General features: G+C 60.6%; 18 protein-coding genes. 16 read left to right on the forward strand and 2 right to left on the reverse strand.

The window, feature by feature from the left end; all coding sequences use genetic code 11:
- Positions 1 to 18 precede the first annotated feature (18 nt).
- Genes LO50_RS20445 through murB form a run of 7 tightly spaced genes read left to right on the forward strand, consistent with a single transcriptional unit; the run spans position 19 to position 4,554 of the window.
- Positions 19 to 651, forward strand: a complete 633-nt coding sequence (locus tag LO50_RS20445) for a MotA/TolQ/ExbB proton channel family protein (protein ID WP_031298327.1) — start codon at positions 19 to 21, stop codon at positions 649 to 651.
- Entirely contained in the window at positions 648 to 1,076 is a 429-nt protein-coding gene (locus LO50_RS20450) for an ExbD/TolR family protein (protein ID WP_014820907.1), read from the forward strand. Before LO50_RS20445 ends, LO50_RS20450 begins: the two co-directional genes overlap by 4 nt.
- Positions 1,076 to 2,080, forward strand: coding sequence for a tetraacyldisaccharide 4'-kinase (gene lpxK, locus LO50_RS20455; RefSeq protein WP_041014487.1), 1,005 nt, complete (start codon positions 1,076 to 1,078; stop codon positions 2,078 to 2,080). The genes LO50_RS20450 and lpxK overlap by 1 nt, the downstream gene beginning before the upstream one ends.
- Positions 2,081 to 2,125: 45 nt before the next feature.
- A complete protein-coding gene (locus tag LO50_RS20460) occupies positions 2,126 to 2,311 on the forward strand; it encodes a Trm112 family protein (RefSeq protein ID WP_003299639.1) in 186 nt (61 codons plus the stop codon).
- Positions 2,308 to 3,072 (forward strand): 3-deoxy-manno-octulosonate cytidylyltransferase, encoded by a 765-nt coding sequence (kdsB, locus tag LO50_RS20465; protein ID WP_044316182.1) that lies wholly within the window; start codon positions 2,308 to 2,310, stop codon positions 3,070 to 3,072. Before LO50_RS20460 ends, kdsB begins: the two co-directional genes overlap by 4 nt.
- Position 3,073: 1 nt before the next feature.
- Complete coding sequence (locus LO50_RS20470; RefSeq protein WP_023446727.1) at positions 3,074 to 3,538, forward strand: low molecular weight protein-tyrosine-phosphatase; 465 nt, start codon at positions 3,074 to 3,076, stop codon at positions 3,536 to 3,538.
- Positions 3,535 to 4,554 (forward strand): UDP-N-acetylmuramate dehydrogenase, encoded by a 1,020-nt coding sequence (gene murB / locus LO50_RS20475; protein WP_023446726.1) that lies wholly within the window; start codon positions 3,535 to 3,537, stop codon positions 4,552 to 4,554. The genes LO50_RS20470 and murB overlap by 4 nt, the downstream gene beginning before the upstream one ends.
- A gap of 384 nt (positions 4,555 to 4,938) precedes the next feature.
- Here murB and rne read toward each other — a convergent pair whose 3' ends face one another.
- Positions 4,939 to 8,073, reverse strand: a complete 3,135-nt coding sequence (rne, locus tag LO50_RS20480) for a ribonuclease E (RefSeq protein ID WP_201775193.1) — start codon at positions 8,071 to 8,073, stop codon at positions 4,939 to 4,941.
- Between the two features lie 557 nt (positions 8,074 to 8,630).
- On the opposite strand from rne, the gene rluC reads away from it, so the two are divergent.
- Genes rluC through sppA form a run of 3 tightly spaced genes read left to right on the forward strand, consistent with a single transcriptional unit; the run spans position 8,631 to position 11,236 of the window.
- Positions 8,631 to 9,584 (forward strand): 23S rRNA pseudouridine(955/2504/2580) synthase RluC, encoded by a 954-nt coding sequence (gene rluC / locus LO50_RS20485; protein ID WP_014820901.1) that lies wholly within the window; start codon positions 8,631 to 8,633, stop codon positions 9,582 to 9,584.
- A complete protein-coding gene (locus LO50_RS20490) occupies positions 9,577 to 10,263 on the forward strand; it encodes an HAD-IA family hydrolase (RefSeq protein WP_044316184.1) in 687 nt (228 codons plus the stop codon). Before rluC ends, LO50_RS20490 begins: the two co-directional genes overlap by 8 nt.
- Positions 10,253 to 11,236: a signal peptide peptidase SppA gene (gene sppA, locus LO50_RS20495; RefSeq protein WP_044316185.1), complete on the forward strand. Its 984-nt coding sequence runs from the start codon at positions 10,253 to 10,255 to the stop codon at positions 11,234 to 11,236. Before LO50_RS20490 ends, sppA begins: the two co-directional genes overlap by 11 nt.
- 14 nt (positions 11,237 to 11,250) lie before the next feature.
- On the opposite strand, the gene LO50_RS20500 is transcribed toward sppA, so the two are convergent.
- On the reverse strand, positions 11,251 to 11,829 hold the full coding sequence (locus LO50_RS20500; RefSeq protein WP_044316186.1) for a Maf family protein: 579 nt from the start codon (positions 11,827 to 11,829) through the stop codon (positions 11,251 to 11,253).
- 103 nt (positions 11,830 to 11,932) lie between these two features.
- Between LO50_RS20500 and LO50_RS24330 the strand changes: the two genes are divergently transcribed.
- The 6 genes from LO50_RS24330 (at position 11,933) to acpP (ending at position 15,919) form a co-directional block, all read left to right on the forward strand.
- Positions 11,933 to 12,460, forward strand: coding sequence for a YceD family protein (locus tag LO50_RS24330; RefSeq protein WP_014820897.1), 528 nt, complete (start codon positions 11,933 to 11,935; stop codon positions 12,458 to 12,460).
- A 12-nt stretch (positions 12,461 to 12,472) separates the two neighbouring features.
- A complete protein-coding gene (gene rpmF, locus LO50_RS20510; RefSeq protein WP_003293518.1) occupies positions 12,473 to 12,655 on the forward strand; it encodes a 50S ribosomal protein L32 in 183 nt (60 codons plus the stop codon).
- A gap of 3 nt (positions 12,656 to 12,658) precedes the next feature.
- A complete protein-coding gene (plsX, locus tag LO50_RS20515) occupies positions 12,659 to 13,729 on the forward strand; it encodes a phosphate acyltransferase PlsX (protein WP_044316187.1) in 1,071 nt (356 codons plus the stop codon).
- Positions 13,730 to 13,791: 62 nt separating this feature from the next.
- Positions 13,792 to 14,730, forward strand: a complete 939-nt coding sequence (gene fabD, locus LO50_RS20520; protein WP_044316188.1) for an ACP S-malonyltransferase — start codon at positions 13,792 to 13,794, stop codon at positions 14,728 to 14,730.
- A 14-nt stretch (positions 14,731 to 14,744) separates the two neighbouring features.
- On the forward strand, positions 14,745 to 15,488 hold the full coding sequence (fabG, locus tag LO50_RS20525; RefSeq protein WP_042922585.1) for a 3-oxoacyl-ACP reductase FabG: 744 nt from the start codon (positions 14,745 to 14,747) through the stop codon (positions 15,486 to 15,488).
- A 194-nt stretch (positions 15,489 to 15,682) separates the two neighbouring features.
- Positions 15,683 to 15,919, forward strand: coding sequence for an acyl carrier protein (gene acpP / locus LO50_RS20530; RefSeq protein ID WP_003283670.1), 237 nt, complete (start codon positions 15,683 to 15,685; stop codon positions 15,917 to 15,919).
- Positions 15,920 to 16,037 lie beyond the last annotated feature (118 nt).

Below are 16,037 nucleotides of genomic sequence, written 5' to 3' on the forward strand. Positions count from 1 at the left end.
TCGAGGGGGATTCATCTCGTGTGGGAGCTGGTCAAAGCAGGCGGCTGGATAATGCTGCCAATCATCCTGTGTTCCATCGCCGCCGCCGGCATCGTTGCTGAGCGCCTGTGGACGCTGCGCCCGAGTCGTGTCACGCCGCCGCATCTGCTTGGCCAGGTGTGGAAGTGGATCAAGGACAAAAAACTCAGCAACCAGAAACTCAAGGAACTGCGCGCGGATTCGCCTTTGGGTGAGATTCTTGCCGCCGGCCTCAGCAACTCCAAGCGTGGTCGCGAGATCATGAAGGAATGCATCGAGGAAGCCGCGGCCAGGGTCGTTCACGACCTCGAGCGTTACCTCAACGCGCTGGGCACCATTGCCGGCATCGCGCCCTTGCTCGGGCTGCTGGGTACGGTGCTGGGCATGATCGAAATCTTCAGTGCCTTCATGGACTCGGGCATGGCCAATGCGCCCCTGCTCGCCGGCGGCATCGCCAAAGCGCTGATCACCACCGCGGCGGGCCTGATGGTCGGTATCCCAGCGCTGTTCTTCCATCGTTTCCTGCAGCGTCGCGTCGACGAGCTGGTCGTTGGCATGGAGCAGGAAGCGATCAAGCTGGTGGAGGTGGTGCAGGGTGACCGCGATGTCGATCTCGGTGAGGACAAGGCGTGAAATTCCGTCGCAAACCCCGGGAGAACGTGGAGATTGGGCTGGCACCGCTGATCGACGTGGTGTTCATCCTGCTGTTGTTCTTCGTGGTCACCACGACCTTCACCCGTGAAACGCAGCTCAAGGTCGATCTTCCGGAAGCCGCCAGCGGTACGCCGCCGCAGGATGCCGAGGTCCGCCAGCTGGAAGTGCTGATCGACGTGGCCGGCAATTATTCGCTCAACGGCAAAGCGCTCTTGAAGAGCGACCTCAATTCGCTGATGGCGGCGTTGAGCAAGGAATCAGGGGGCGACAATCGGCTGCCGATGGTCATCAGCGCCGATGGCAAGACCCCGCATCAGGCGGTGATCACCGCGATGGATGCCGCCGGCAAGCTGGGCTTCGGCCAACTGCGCATCACCACGGTCGAGGCGCAGGCCTCTCCCTGATGTCATTCGCCGATCGCCTGCAACGCGCCTGGTATCAGGGGCATCCGGCCCTATGTGTGCTGGCTCCGCTGGAGCTACTCTATCGGCGCGTGGTCGAGGCAAAGCGACGGCGTTTTCTCAAAGGTGAAAGCGCTGCCTATCGCGCACCAGTGCCGGTCATCGTGGTGGGTAACATCACCGTAGGTGGAACAGGCAAGACTCCACTGATTCTCTGGCTGATCGAACATTGCCGTAGCCGCGGGCTGCGCGTCGGCGTCGTCAGCCGTGGCTACGGTGCCAAGCCGTCGGCGCTGCCCTGGCGCGTTCAACCCGAACACTCGGCGGAGCAATCAGGCGACGAGCCGCTGTTGATCGTGCAGCGTACCGGCGTACCGCTGATGATAGATCCCGACCGATCACGCGCGGTACGGTGCCTGCTGGAGACCGAATCGCTTGACCTGATCCTTTCCGACGATGGCCTGCAGCACTATCGGCTGGCCAGGGACCTCGAACTCGTACTGATCGACGCGGCACGCGGGCTGGGCAACAGGCGCTGCCTGCCGGCTGGCCCCTTGCGCGAACCGGCCGAACGCCTGAATAGCGTGGATGCTGTGCTGGTCAACGGCACCGATTCGGATACCGCCGACGGCTATGCGTTCAGCCTCAAGCCGGTCGCGCTGGTCGAACTGTGCTCCGGCGAGCGCTGGCCACTCGATCACTTTCCCGCCGGCCAGCTGCTGCACGCGGTGGCTGGCATCGGCAACCCGCAGCGTTTCTTCACCACGCTCGAAACGCTACACTGGCGTCCGATTCCGCACCCCTTCGCCGATCACGCCGCCTACAGCCAGGAGCAGCTGGAGTTCAGCCCAGCCCTGCCGTTGGTGATGACCGAGAAGGATGCGGTGAAATGCCGGGCATTCGCACCGCCGGGTTGGTCATATCTTCAGGTGCACGCCGTACCTTCTGCGGCTTTCGTCACCTGGTTCGACGGCCAGTTGGCGCGATTGCTGCCCGATCACTCTTAAGCCGCTCGCACTGCCATCGCAGTCGAACGCTTCCAAGGACTGCGCATGGATACCAAACTGCTCGACATACTGGCCTGCCCACTATGCAAGGGGCCGCTGAAGCTGACCGATGACAAGTCGGAACTGATCTGCAAGGCCGACGCCCTGGCGTTTCCCGTGCGCGATGGCATCCCGGTGATGCTCGAGAGCGAGGCCCGTACGCTGGACGTGGATGAGCGCCTCGACAAATGAGCACTGCCTACACTGTCGTGATTCCCGCCCGCTATGCCTCGACCCGCCTGCCTGGCAAGCCGTTGCAGGACATTGCCGGCAAGCCGATGATCCAGCACGTGTGGGAGCAGGCAAGCAAGAGCACGGCTCAGCGCGCGGTCATCGCCACCGACGACTCACGCATCGTCGATGCCTGCTCGGCATTCGGTGCGCAGGTTGTTTTGACCCGCCCCGACCACAACTCCGGCACCGACCGGCTGGCTGAGGTGTGCGAGCAGCTTGGTCTGCCGAGTGACGCCATCGTGGTCAACGTGCAGGGCGACGAGCCGCTGATTCCCCCGGCAGTCATTGATCAGGTTGCCGCCAATCTGGCTGCGCACCCCGAGGCGGCCATCGCCACGCTCGCCGAACCATTGAGCGATGTGCAGGCGCTGTTCAATCCAAACGTGGTAAAGGTGCTCTCGGACACCAATGGCCTGGCGCTGACCTTCAGCCGGGCGCCGCTGCCCTGGGCAAGAGATGCGTTTGCCGCCGATCGCAGCGTACTGCCTGTTGGCGTGCCGTACCGCCGGCATATTGGTATCTACGCCTATCGCGCCGGTTTCCTCGCTGATTTCGTTTCCTGGGGTCCTTGCTGGCTGGAGGACACCGAGTGTCTGGAGCAGTTGCGCGCGCTCTGGCACGGCCAGCGTATTCATGTTGCAGACGCGGTACAGGCACCGCCTGCGGGGGTGGATACCGCGGAAGACCTGGAGCGGGTCCGTCGTCTGCTGGGCGGCTGAGATGAGAATCCTGTTCGTCTGCATGGGCAACATCTGCCGCTCGCCCACCGCCGAAGGCGTGTTTCGCCAGCGCGTCGAGCAGGCTGGGCTCGGCAGTCGGATCGAGATCGATTCTGCTGGGACCGGCGATTGGCATGTGGGCAAGGCTCCGGACTCGCGTGCTTGCGCCGCAGCCGGCAAACGCGGCTATCGGCTGACAGCGCTGCGCGCGCGCCAGGTGCAGCCGGAAGACTTCCTGCGTTTCGACCTTATTCTGGCGATGGATCACGACAACCTGGCTCGACTGGAGGCCTTGCGCCCCGAAGCGAGCAGGGCGGAGCTTGATCTGTTGCTACGCCGTTACGACCTGGCGCGTGGCGTGGTGCCAGACCCTTACTACGGCGAGACAGATGGCTTCGAGGAAGTACTGGATCTCCTCGAGGAGGCCTGTGATGCGCTGCTCGTGGAATTGAAGGGACGACTGTGAGCCTGACCCTAGAATCAAACCGATCACTCAAGGCATTCAACACGTTCGCTGTCGATCAGCGTGCGCGCTACTTCGCGGCCGCTCATAACGATGAGGATGTTCGTGACGCGCTCGCCCAGGCGCGTCGGCTCGACGTTCCGCTGCTGCCGATCGGAGGAGGCAGCAACTTGCTGCTGACTCGTGACGTGCCGGCGCTTGTCCTGCATATGGCCAGCCGTGGCAAACGCATCGTCGATGAGTCTGCCGAGCAGGTTCTGGTCGAGGCGGAGGCAGGCGAGCCCTGGCACCCATTCGTGCTCTGGACGCTGGAGCAAGGCTTGGCGGGCCTCGAGAATTTGAGCCTGATACCAGGTACCGTTGGTGCATCACCAATCCAGAACATCGGTGCCTACGGTGTCGAGATCAAGGACGTATTTGCAGGGCTCACTGCACTGGATAGTGAAACTGGGATCATCCGTGAGTTCAGCGAGGACGACTGCGCATTCGGTTATCGCGACAGTCTGTTCAAACAGCAGCCAGGGCGTTTTCTGATTCTGCGAGTGCGTTTCGCGTTGCGTCGCCAGGCAGCGCTGCATCTTGAGTATGGGCCGATCCGCCAGCGTTTGGCGGAGCAGGGGATTACCGTACCTTCCGCGCAGGATGTGAGCCGAGCTGTTTGTGCCATCCGCAGTGAAAAGCTGCCGGATCCACAGCAGCTGGGCAATGCCGGGAGTTTCTTCAAGAATCCGCTGGTGCCGGCTGCCGCTGCTCAGACGCTGCGCGATCGTTACCCCGAGCTGGTCGGTTATCCGCAAGCCGACGGTCAAGTGAAACTGGCGGCTGGCTGGCTGATCGAGAAGGCTGGCTGGAAGGGATTTCGTGACGGCGACGCAGGGGTTCATCGGCTGCAGGCGTTGGTGCTGGTCAATCATGGCCTGGCCACGGGGGTGCAGCTGCTGGACCTGGCGCGACGTATCCAGGTCGATGTGCTGGAGCGCTTCGGCGTCAGCCTTGAGATCGAGCCAAATGTGCTCTGACTACGACTCGTACGGTCAGTTTTGGCTGCTTTAAAGCCAGGCCGTGCGGTGTTGTAGATATCTGGTTCTGGTCGCTCGCGTCCTTCTTGAGTTGTACTGATCGCGCACTTCGGTTCGCCTAGCGCGGGCAACGAAGCAGAATCTGTGATGTGCATCGGATGTAAGCGAGCTCAATTTCGACCTGCAGCCGGTCCGGCTTCTCAAGCTCGCAGTGACGGCTTTTTCGGGGAGAGATGGGGCAGTGAGTAGCCTTGCTGACTGCGCCGCACCCCTTCTGCCATGAGCGTTCTCCCGATGAATAAGACGAAGGTGTAAACCTTATTCAGGACGGGACAGTGCAAAAAAAAAGGGATGCCGAAGCATCCCTTTTTTGGCCAGCGGTGTTTAGCCTTGCGGCTTCTCACGGTTATCTGGCTGGTCACCTTCTGCAGCTTGTTCCGACTCCTGGGGTGATGGCTGAACCACTTCCTCAGTTGTCGGTGCTTCTGGCTTCTGCTCGTCTACTTCAGCGGTCGACACCTGTGCTTGTTCGGCGGACTCGTCAGCCTCGGCGAGCGGCTGCTCGTGGAGGGTGGTGACTGGCTCGGCGAACTGCTCAGGCTGGGCGTCGGCAGGCACCGGCTCCGCAACTTGTTCAACTTGCGCTTCGACGACTGGCTCGCTGGCGACGATCTCCGGGCTGGCCAGAGGTTGCTCCGCTGCGGCCTTGGCGTCGGCTTCTGCCGCTTCCTTGACCAGACGCTCGGCTTCACGCTGACGGCGACGGACCTCGCGCGGATCATTAGGCGCGCGTCCGCTAGGCGTCAGTACTGGCGCCAGGGTCGGTGCGACTTCGACTTTCTCGACCACCGGCTCCGGGGCAGGCTGTGGGGTGTCGTTGGCTTGGACGACCTGTGGTGCTTCGCTCGGCGCAACTTCGGCAGCGTGTGTCGATGTCTCGTCTGCAGCTTCGATAGCTATCGACTGCTCGGCCACAGTGCGCTGCTCGTCCGTACTTTCCACGCTTGGCGCATGCTCGACAATCGTCGCTACACCATCGGTGCTGGTTTGAATCACGGCGTCATCAGCGAGCTTGGCCTGTGGAGCCGCTTCGGTGTCGGCGGTGTTCGCGGCCAAGGCGGCGGCTGTTGCTGCTATGGCGATTTCCTCGGTTTTCACCGGGGCGTTGCTCTCGTCGACCTCGTCGATTTCGTTACCGTTGGCGTCACGCTGACGCTCACGGCGATTGCTGCGACGACGCTGGCCGCGGGAGCGGCGGCGTGGGCGGTCGCCGTCGTTGCCTTCGCTGCCCTCGTTGGAGTCCTGGGTGTCCTCGGCTTCGTTCGCATCCTCGGTTTGCTGCAGCAGCTCATCGGCGGCTACCGGGGCTTGCCGTTCGGCGCGCGGCTTGCGCTCTTCGCGCGGGGCGCGTGGTTGCCGCTCGGCCTGCTCTTCTTCTGCTGCTACAGCGATCGGAGCTTCGTCGATTGGTGCTCGCAGTTCGCGCTTGCGCTCCTCGCGGGGCTTGCGGTCCTCGCGTGGGGCTCGCTCGCGGCGCGGCTGGCTTTCGGCAACTTCGGCCTGTTCACGGGGTTTGCGTTCCTCGCGTGGTGGGCGCGGCTGGCGCTCTTCGCGGGGCTGACGCTCCTCGCGAGCTTGGCGCTCCTCACGGGGCTGACGTTCTTCGCGCGGCTTGCGCTCCTCATCACGGCCACCGCGCGAATCGCGGCGACGGTTCTGCTGGCGTCCGCTGCGGCGCTCGTCATTGCGCTGTGGGCGCGGCGAGGCGGGCTTCTTCTCGACTTCGGCTGTGGCTTGCGGTTCTTTCGTCTCGCCTGCGAACAGTCCGACCAAGGATTTGATCAGGCCCTTGAACAGACTTGGTTCCTGCACCGGCGCGGCAACGGGTGCTTCGGCTGGCGCTGCGGCGGCTGCCGCCGGTGCGGTGCGCTGCGGTGCGGTCTTGACCGCCGCTTCCTGGCGAACCAGGGTGCGTGTGGAGCTGACCGGCTGAGCTTCTTCGGCCTCGGTCGGGCTCATTTCGTAGCTGGCTTGGCCTGCCATGATTTCTGGGCTGTCGTCACGCAGTCGCTGAACTTCGAAGTGCGGCGTTTCCAGGTGATCGTCCGGCAGGATGAAGATGCGCGCACGGGTGCGCAGCTCGATCTTGGTGATCGCGTTGCGTTTCTCGTTGAGCAGGAATGCTGCAACCTGGAACGGCACGCGGGCGCGAACCTCGGCGGTGCGGTCCTTGAGGGCTTCTTCTTCGATCAGGCGCAGAATCGCCAGCGACAGCGATTCGACGTCACGAATGATGCCTTGGCCGTTGCAGCGTGGGCAGACGATGCCGCTGGTCTCGCCCAGAGAGGGGCGCAGACGCTGGCGGGACATTTCCAGCAAACCGAAGCGCGAGATGCGGCCGACCTGGATACGTACACGGTCGGCTTCCAGTGCTTCGCGCATCTTCTCCTCGACTGCGCGCTGGTTCTTGGCCGGGGTCATGTCGATGAAGTCGATGACGATTAGTCCGCCGATGTCGCGCAAACGCAGCTGGCGGGCGATTTCCTCGGCTGCCTCCAGATTGGTCTGCAGGGCGGTTTCTTCGATGTCGCCACCCTTGGTGGCGCGAGCCGAGTTGATGTCGATGGATACCAGTGCTTCGGTCGGATCGATGACGATGGAGCCGCCGGAAGGCAGTTTTACTTCACGCTGGAAGGCCGTCTCGATCTGGCTTTCGATCTGGAAGCGGTTGAACAGCGGTACGGAATCTTCGTACAGCTTGATCTTGCTGGCGTACTGCGGCATCACCTGCTGGATGAAGCTCAATGCCTCGTCCTGTGCTTCGACACTGTCGATCAGCACTTCGCCGATGTCCTGGCGCAGGTAGTCGCGGATGGCGCGGATGATGACGTTGGATTCCTGATAGATCAGGAATGGCGCGGGGCGATCCTGGGACGCATCCTTGACTGCGGTCCAGAGCTGCAACAGATAGTCGAGGTCGCACTGCAGCTCTTCGCTGGAGCGGCCCAGGCCGGCAGTGCGGACGATCAGACCCATGTCAGCGGGGATATCGAGACCATTCAGGGCTTCACGCAGTTCATTGCGTTCTTCACCTTCGATGCGTCGCGAAATGCCACCAGCACGCGGATTGTTCGGCATCAGGACCAGATAACGGCCGGCTAGACTGATGAAGGTGGTCAGTGCAGCGCCTTTGTTACCGCGCTCTTCTTTTTCGACCTGAACGATGACTTCCTGGCCTTCGCGCAGGACGTCCTTGATGTTCACGCGGCCTTCAGGCGACTTGCTGAAGTATTCGCGAGAAATTTCCTTGAGGGGGAGGAAGCCATGGCGCTCGGCGCCGAAGTCGACGAAAGCAGCTTCGAGACTAGGCTCGACGCGGGTGATCTTGCCCTTGTAGATGTTGGCTTTTTTCTGCTCGCGGGCACCTGATTCGATGTCCAGATCGAACAGACGTTGGCCGTCGACCAGTGCGACACGCAACTCTTCGGGCTGAGTTGCGTTAATTAGCATTCTTTTCATGTAGTACCGTCGGTTTCCGTGGCATCCGGAAACGGCGTTCGGCACACACGACTCTCGCGGTCGGTGTCAGGTGAGTCAGGAATGGTTGTAAAGCACTCCAGTGTCCAGCGATGTGCGGCCAAATGGGCCGGCGTCGCGACGACGTCTCCTGCTTGCTGTCGGAACAGAAGCAATGGTTCGGGAGGAGGAATCAGGCATCGGTAGCGGACGGAATGAAGCGTCTGTGAAAGCCTTTGCTACGCAATCCGATGCTGTGCATCTCCACCCAACACGCATACTTTGAAAATCGGGTGCCGCTCGCAGAATCCGGGGAGCGGGTTGTCGATTATCGCGATTCCCATAGGGGGCACGCATCATGTCTTCAAGGCTTGTTTCGCAACTTCTCCGCTACTTGAGGGAAGCTCCGTCGGACGGCCTCACGTCCTAGAACATTTTTTTGCCGGTCTGGGTTGGCGGTATCGCTGGCATCCCTGGACCTGACCGCTTTTGGCGGCGTTCGCGACTATAACAGCAATGTTTAAGTGCTTCAATTCCATGAAAATTGATATGATGCCGCGATGACCAATACCCCCTCCCAGACCTCCGGTGTGCAAATACTCGAGGTCGCGCCGGAACTTGCCGGCCAGCGCATTGATAACTTTCTCCGCAACCAGCTCAAAGGCGTGCCCAAGACGTTGATCTACCGCATCTTGCGCAAGGGCGAGGTGCGTGTGAACAAAGGGCGCATCAAGCCTGAGTACAAGTTGCAAGCCGGTGATCTGGTGCGCGTGCCGCCGCTGCGCCTAGCCGAGCGCGACGAGCCTGAGCCGCTTGCTCAAGGACTGTTGGAAAGGCTGGAAAAGGCCATCGTGCACGAGGACAAGGCGCTCATCGTACTGAATAAACCGGCCGGCATAGCTGTGCATGGTGGTAGCGGGCTCAGCTACGGGGTGATCGAGGCTTTGCGGCAGCTGCGCCCTGACGCCAAGGAGCTTGAATTGGTGCATCGACTGGATCGCGATACCTCCGGTCTGCTGATGGTCGCCAAGAAGCGCAGCATGTTGCGCCACCTGCATCAGGCGTTGCGCGGTGACGGTGTAGACAAGCGTTATATGGCTCTGGTGCGTGGCCGCTGGGAAACCTCGAAGAAGCAGGTCAATGCGCCGTTGCTGAAGAACACGCTGCGCTCTGGTGAGCGAATGGTCGAGGTGACCGAGGATGGCAAGGAAGCGCTGACATTGTTTCGCGTGCTTCGTCGCTTTGGTGACTTCGCAACACTAGTGGAGGCCAAGCCAGTTACCGGTCGCACGCACCAGATTCGTGTGCACGCGCGCCATGCCGGGCACAGCATCGCCGGCGACAGCAAGTACGGTGATGAGGAGTTCACTCGCGAGATTCGCGAGCTAGGCGGCAAGCGATTGTTCCTGCATGCATACGCGCTGAAGGTTCCGCTGCCTGATGGCGGTGAGTTATCCCTGGAGGCGCCCGTCGACGAAATGTGGGCGCGAACGCTGGAGCGTCTCGGTGAGTGAGTACCGGGTTCTGATATTTGATTGGGATGGCACGCTGGTCGACTCGATCGGGCGTATTGTCGAGTCGATACATGTTGCGGCGCAAAATTGTGGTTTGCCGGAGGTCGATGATGCCTCGGTCAAAGGCATCATCGGGTTGGCCTTGCCGGAAGCGATTGGCGTGTTGTATCCGGATCAGGCGGATGTCGCGCTGATCGAGGATTTTCGTCACTGCTATAGCGAGTATTATCTGTCCCTGGAGACCCAGCCTTCAGCTCTTTATCCGGGAGTCGCCAAGGCGCTATCCGAGTTCCGTGACGCCGGGTATATGCTCGCTGTCGCGACTGGAAAGGGGCGTCGCGGCCTTGATCGCGTTTTGGCTGGGCAGGGGTGGGAGGACTTCTTCGATATCACCCGTTGTTCGGACGAGACGGCAAGCAAGCCCGATCCGCTGATGATTCACCAGATTCTTTCTCACTGCGGTGCTCGTCCGGAGCAGGCGCTGATGGTCGGTGATTCGGTGTTTGACCTGCAGATGGCTCATCGCGCGGGTGTGGATGGCGTAGCTGTCGCTTATGGCGCACAACCACTGCACATCCTGCAGCAGTGCAAGCCGCGCACTGTGATCAATCATTTTTCGGAGCTTGGTGATTGGCTGCGCTCCTTGGCGGTTTCTGAGGTGAATGCAAATGTCGGATGAGTGGAAGGCTCCGGTAGACGAGTCCAAGAATGATCGTAACAGCTGGAAGCTGCTGGAGAAGACGCTGCTTGCAGGGGTTCAGGAGCAGCGGCGCGCTAGGCGCTGGGGTATCTTCTTCAAGTTATTGACCTTCATTTACCTGTTCGGCGCGCTGGCCCTGTTTTCCCCGGCGCTGCAGTTTGGTTCCAGCAAGGGCGCGGAGGGTAGTCATACGGCGGTCATCAATGTGCGCGGCATGATCGCGGATGAAGAGCCTGCCAGCGCCGATAACGTCGTCGGTGCCTTGCGGGCGGCCTTCGAGGACGCCAATACCAAGGGTGTGGTGCTGCGAATCAATAGCCCGGGGGGCAGTCCGGTGCAGTCGGGCTATATATATGACGAAATCCGGCGTTTGCGCGGCGAATATCCGACCATCAAGGTCTATGCGGTGATTACCGACCTGGGGGCGTCGGGTGCGTACTACATCGCTAGCGCCGCGGACGAAATTTATGCTGACAAGTCCAGTCTGGTGGGGTCGATCGGTGTAACCGCGGCCACCTTTGGCTTCGTTGAAACCATGGAAAAGCTCGGCGTCGAGCGGCGTGTCTATACGGCGGGTGAGCACAAGGCTTTTCTGGATCCGTTCCAGCCGGAAAAGCCTGAGGAGACCCAGTTCTGGCGAGGCGTGCTGGCTACCACCCATCAGCAGTTCATCGACAGCGTCAAGCGTGGTCGCGGCGATCGCCTTCAGGAGGAGCAGCATCCGGAGTTGTTCTCAGGTTTGATCTGGTCTGGGGAGCAGGCATTGGAGCTCGGGCTGATCGATGGTTTGGGAAGTGCGGCGCATGTCGCGCGCGAGGTGATCGGTGAGCCCGAGCTGGTGGACTTCACTGTCAAAGAGTCGCCGCTGGATCGTTTTACCAAGAAACTTGGTGCTGGCGTCGCCGAACGCTTGGCTGTTCTGGTTGGGGTGCAGGGGCCGGTGTTGCGATAGCAGCCGGCTCGCGCTCACGGAACGTCGTAGCCTGCGTTCAGTAGCATGTCCACCAGGCGGATGAGCGGAAGGCCTACCAGGCTGGTAACGTCCTCGCCTTCGGTGGCGCGGAAAAGACTGATGCCTAATCCTTCAGCCTTGAAACTGCCCGCGCAATCGTAGGGCTTTTCGATTCTCAGATAGCGCTCGATTCGGGCTTCATCTAGTTCTCTGAAGTGTACGGTGAACGGTATGCAGTCGGTCTGAATTCTGCCTGTCGCGCTGTCGAGGAGCGCCAGTCCGGTCAGAAATCGGACGCTGTTGCCGCTGGCGGATTGCAGTTGCTGTTTTGCCCGTTCGAACGTGTGCGGTTTGCCGATAATCTTCGAGTCCAATACTGCAGCCTGATCGGAGCCGATAATCAGGTGATTCGGATACTGCTCGGCAAGTGCTCTGGCCTTCTGCTCGGCGAGTCGGTTTACGAGTTGTTCGGCGCTTTCTCCGGGTAGATAGGTTTCATCGATATCCGGGGCGCAGCTTTCGAACGGTAGTCCCAGCCGGGAGAGCAATTCCTGTCGATAGGGTGAGCTGGATGCAAGCAGCAGGCGGCGCATGATTCCTCCTTTATATATAGGTGCGAGATTGTATGCGTTGCGTCGTGAAGCTGGGCGGAATTCCTTTGACAGGCTGCGGGCGCGTCCCTAGAATGCCGCGCTTATGTTGAAAGGACCGATACCACCGCACGTTGATCCGCGCAAGCTAGCCGACCGAGCGGCCACCCTAGCCGGTGAGCTGCAATTGTCGCAGCTGAAGCGGCTCGCCGATCCTCTTGAGGATGATCAGGGTGTGGTGCGCGCCAGTTTTGCCTTTGGGCGCGACGAGCAGCGTACTGCGGTTATCCGTAGTCAGCTCGACGTTGAAGTCAAAATGATTTGCCAGCGTTGTCTGGAGCCGGTTGTTCTGCCGATTCACAGCGAGTGCGATTACGCGGTTGTGAATGAAGGGGCGAGCAGCCAGCACCTGCCCAAAGGGTATGACGTGCTGGAAGTGGGAGAGGATCCTCTGGATCTGCTGGCGCTGGTCGAAGACGAGCTGTTGCTCGCTCTGCCGATTGTTCCACTCCATGACCCTGAAATTTGCCAGCCGCCGGTTGGGCCAGATGAGCCTGAACCGAGTGAGGACGAGGTAACGCGGTCCAACCCGTTCAGCGTACTGGCGCAGTTAAAGCGTGACCCAAACGTTTAGGAGTTGATCCAAATGGCTGTTCAGCAGAACAAAAAATCCCGTTCCGCCCGTGACATGCGTCGTTCCCATGACGCTCTCGAGCCGAACGCTCTGTCCGTGGAAAAGAGCACCGGTGAAGTTCACCTGCGTCACCACGTGTCCCCGGACGGTTTCTACCGTGGTCGCAAGGTGATCGACAAGGGCGCTGACGAGTAATCCTTGTCCGCTCCGGTCATCGCGATCGATGCAATGGGTGGGGACTTCGGTCCCCACTGCATTGTTCCTGCCAGTCTGTCCTGTCTGGCTGAAAGCCCCTCGCTGCATCTGGTCCTTGTCGGCCAATCTTCCCTTCTCGAACAGCTTGTCGCCCAGCATCCTGGGGTCGATCGTTCGCGCCTGAAAATCGTCGATGCGTCTGAAATCATTGGTATGGCTGAACGCCCGGCTCAGGCTTTGCGTGGCAAGCCACGCTCTTCCATGCGTATTGCCCTCGAGCAGGTTCGCGACGGTAAAGCCAATGCTTGTGTAAGCGCCGGTAACACCGGCGCGCTGATGGCATTGGCGCGCCAGGTTCTGAGAACGCTGCCAGGTATCGATCGGCCGGCGATGGTGACAGCGCTCCCTACGCAGGCTGACCCATGCCTGCTGCTGGACCTGGGCGCAAATGTCGATTGCCCACCCGAGCAGCTTTTCCAGTTTGCTGTCATGGGGGCTGTGGCGGCCGAATCGCTGGGACGACAGCAGCCTAGGGTCGCGCTGCTGAATGTCGGTACCGAAGAGATCAAGGGCAATCAGCAGGTCAAGCAAGCCGCGCTGCTGTTGCAGCAGGCCGCTGATCTCAACTATCAGGGCTTCATCGAGGGGGATGGTCTGTATCGCGGTGAAGCCGACGTGGTCGTATGCGATGGCTTTGTCGGCAACATATTGCTCAAATCCAGCGAGGGCTTGGCTGGGATGCTGGTCGCCAGAGTCGAGGCGCTTTTCAAGCGTTCGCTTGGCGCGCGCATTGTCGGTGCTGTCGTATTGCCGTTGTTGCGCCGTCTGCGGGCGGATCTCAATCCGGCTCAGTACAACGGTGCGAGCTTTCTCGGGCTGCAGGGAATTGTCGTCAAGAGTCATGGTAGTGCCGGCGCGGACGGCTTCAAAGCAGCGATCCGGCGCGCGGCGCAGGATGTCGAGCATGATCTCCCTGGGCAACTGAGGAGCAGGCTGGGGCATTTTCTGCGGCCGCCTCATCCGTACGATGATGTGGATGATGTGACCGCAGGTGGTGGCCAGCCATCCAACTGAAATTCGCGACGCCGGTCCCTGGCGTATTCTTCAGACGAACAGAACCACAAGAGAGTCGTTTCATGTCCGCATCACTTGCTTTCGTCTTTCCCGGTCAGGGGGCTCAGTCCCTTGGCATGCTGGCCGAGCTGGGTGCCCAGCAAAGCGTGGTCGTCGATACTTTTGCCGAGGCATCTTCGGCGCTCGGGTACGACCTTTGGGCGTTGACCCAGACCGGTCCGGAAGAACAGCTGAATCAGACCGACAAGACCCAGCCGGCGATTCTTGCCGCCTCCATCGCAATCTGGCGTTTGTGGCAGACAGAAGGCGGCGCGCAGCCCGCATTCGTTGCCGGACACAGCCTCGGTGAGTACTCCGCTCTGGTGGCGGCGGGCAGCCTGCCGTTCGCTGACGCCATCAAGCTGGTTGAATTGCGCGGTCAATTGATGCAGCAGGCAGTGCCGGCCGGGCAGGGCGGCATGGCCGCCATTCTCGGGCTGGAAGATGCCGATGTATTGGCCGCCTGTGCCGAGGCCGCGCAAGGTGAGGTGGTCAGTGCGGTCAACTTCAACGCTCCGGGTCAGGTGGTGATTGCCGGCAGTGCGGCGGCGGTAGAGCGCGCGATCGAAGCGTGCAAGGCCAAAGGTGCCAAGCGTGCGATGGCTTTGCCGGTGAGTGTCCCCTCTCATTGCGATCTGATGCGTCCGGCTGCCGAACGCTTCGCTTCCTCGGTGGAGTCGATCGAATGGCAAGCGCCGCAGATTCCGTTGGTGCAGAACGTCAGCGCAGCAGTCGTCGCGGATCTGGAAGTGCTCAAGCGTGATCTGCTGGCACAGCTCTACAGTCCGGTGCGCTGGGTCGAGTCCATGGTTGCTCTGGGAGACCGTGGCGTCACCTCGCTGGTCGAGTGCGGACCCGGCAAGGTTCTGTCGGGCCTCAACAAACGCTGCGTCAAGGGCGTCAGCACCTACAATCTGGATACCCCCGAGGCCTTCGCGGCCGCTCGTGCCGCATTGGCTTGAACAAGGAGAATGCTATGAATCTGCAAGGTAAGGTGGCGTTGGTAACCGGCGCGAGCCGCGGTATTGGCCAGGCCATTGCCCTTGAGTTGGGCCGCCAGGGCGCGATCGTAATTGGTACTGCGACCACGCCAACCGGCGCCGAGCGCATCGCCGAGACACTGAAGGAAAACGGTATCGAAGGCGCTGGGCTGGTGCTCGATGTTGGCAACGATGAATCTGTCAGCAGCACTCTTGAGCACATTCAGCAGCATCTCGGACAGCCGGCAATTCTGGTCAACAATGCCGGTATTACCCGCGATAACTTGATGCTGCGCATGAAGGATGATGAGTGGCATGACGTCATCAACACCAACCTGAATAGCCTGTATCGCCTTTCCAAGGCCGTGCTGCGCGGCATGACCAAGGCTCGCTGGGGTCGAATCATCAATATCGGTTCGGTGGTTGGTGCCATGGGCAACGCCGGACAGGTAAACTACGCGGCAGCCAAGGCCGGTCTGGAGGGTTTCAGCCGTGCATTGGCTCGTGAGGTCGGTTCTCGTGGTATCACGGTGAATTCCGTGGCGCCTGGTTTCATCGATACCGACATGACTCGCGAGTTGCCGGAAGCCCAGCGTGATGCGCTCGTGGGGCAGATTCCCCTGGGGCGTCTCGGTCAGGCCGAAGAAATTGCAAAGGTCGTTGCGTTTCTCGCTTCGGACGGCGCTGCCTACGTCACCGGTGCTACCGTTCCGGTGAATGGCGGCATGTACATGAGCTGAGTGTGACGCCCGACGCAGGAGGACAGTCTTAGAGGCTGTCTTTAAATTAGCTATAAAACCGCAGCTGGTTTATAGACAGAAGGTTGAAGGCGGCGTCATGCTTGCCTGCTTCCAGCTTGAAATGCGGAAAACGCTTTCTATACACTACCGCGCAAACCAGCTGCCTGATTTTTCCATAGGAGTGAAAACAAGGTATGAGCACCATCGAAGAACGCGTCAAGAAAATCGTTGCCGAGCAACTTGGCGTTAAAGAAGAGGAAGTAACCAACAGTGCTTCCTTCGTCGAAGACCTGGGTGCCGACTCTCTTGACACCGTTGAGCTGGTGATGGCTCTGGAAGAGGAATTCGAGACCGAGATCCCGGACGAGCAAGCTGAGAAGATCACCACCGTTCAGGAAGCCATCGATTACATCAACGCGCACGCGCAGTAAGTTGTAATCTGCTTCAGAAACAGGAACAGCCGCACTGCCTTTGAACGAGGTAGTGCGGCTTTTCTTTGAGAGGGATTCATCCAGGTCGCGGGGGCTCCATTGCACCCAACCGGGGATG

The organism is Stutzerimonas stutzeri (assembly GCF_000935215.1).
In the GTDB taxonomy this organism is placed as follows: Bacteria; Pseudomonadota; Gammaproteobacteria; order Pseudomonadales; family Pseudomonadaceae; genus Stutzerimonas.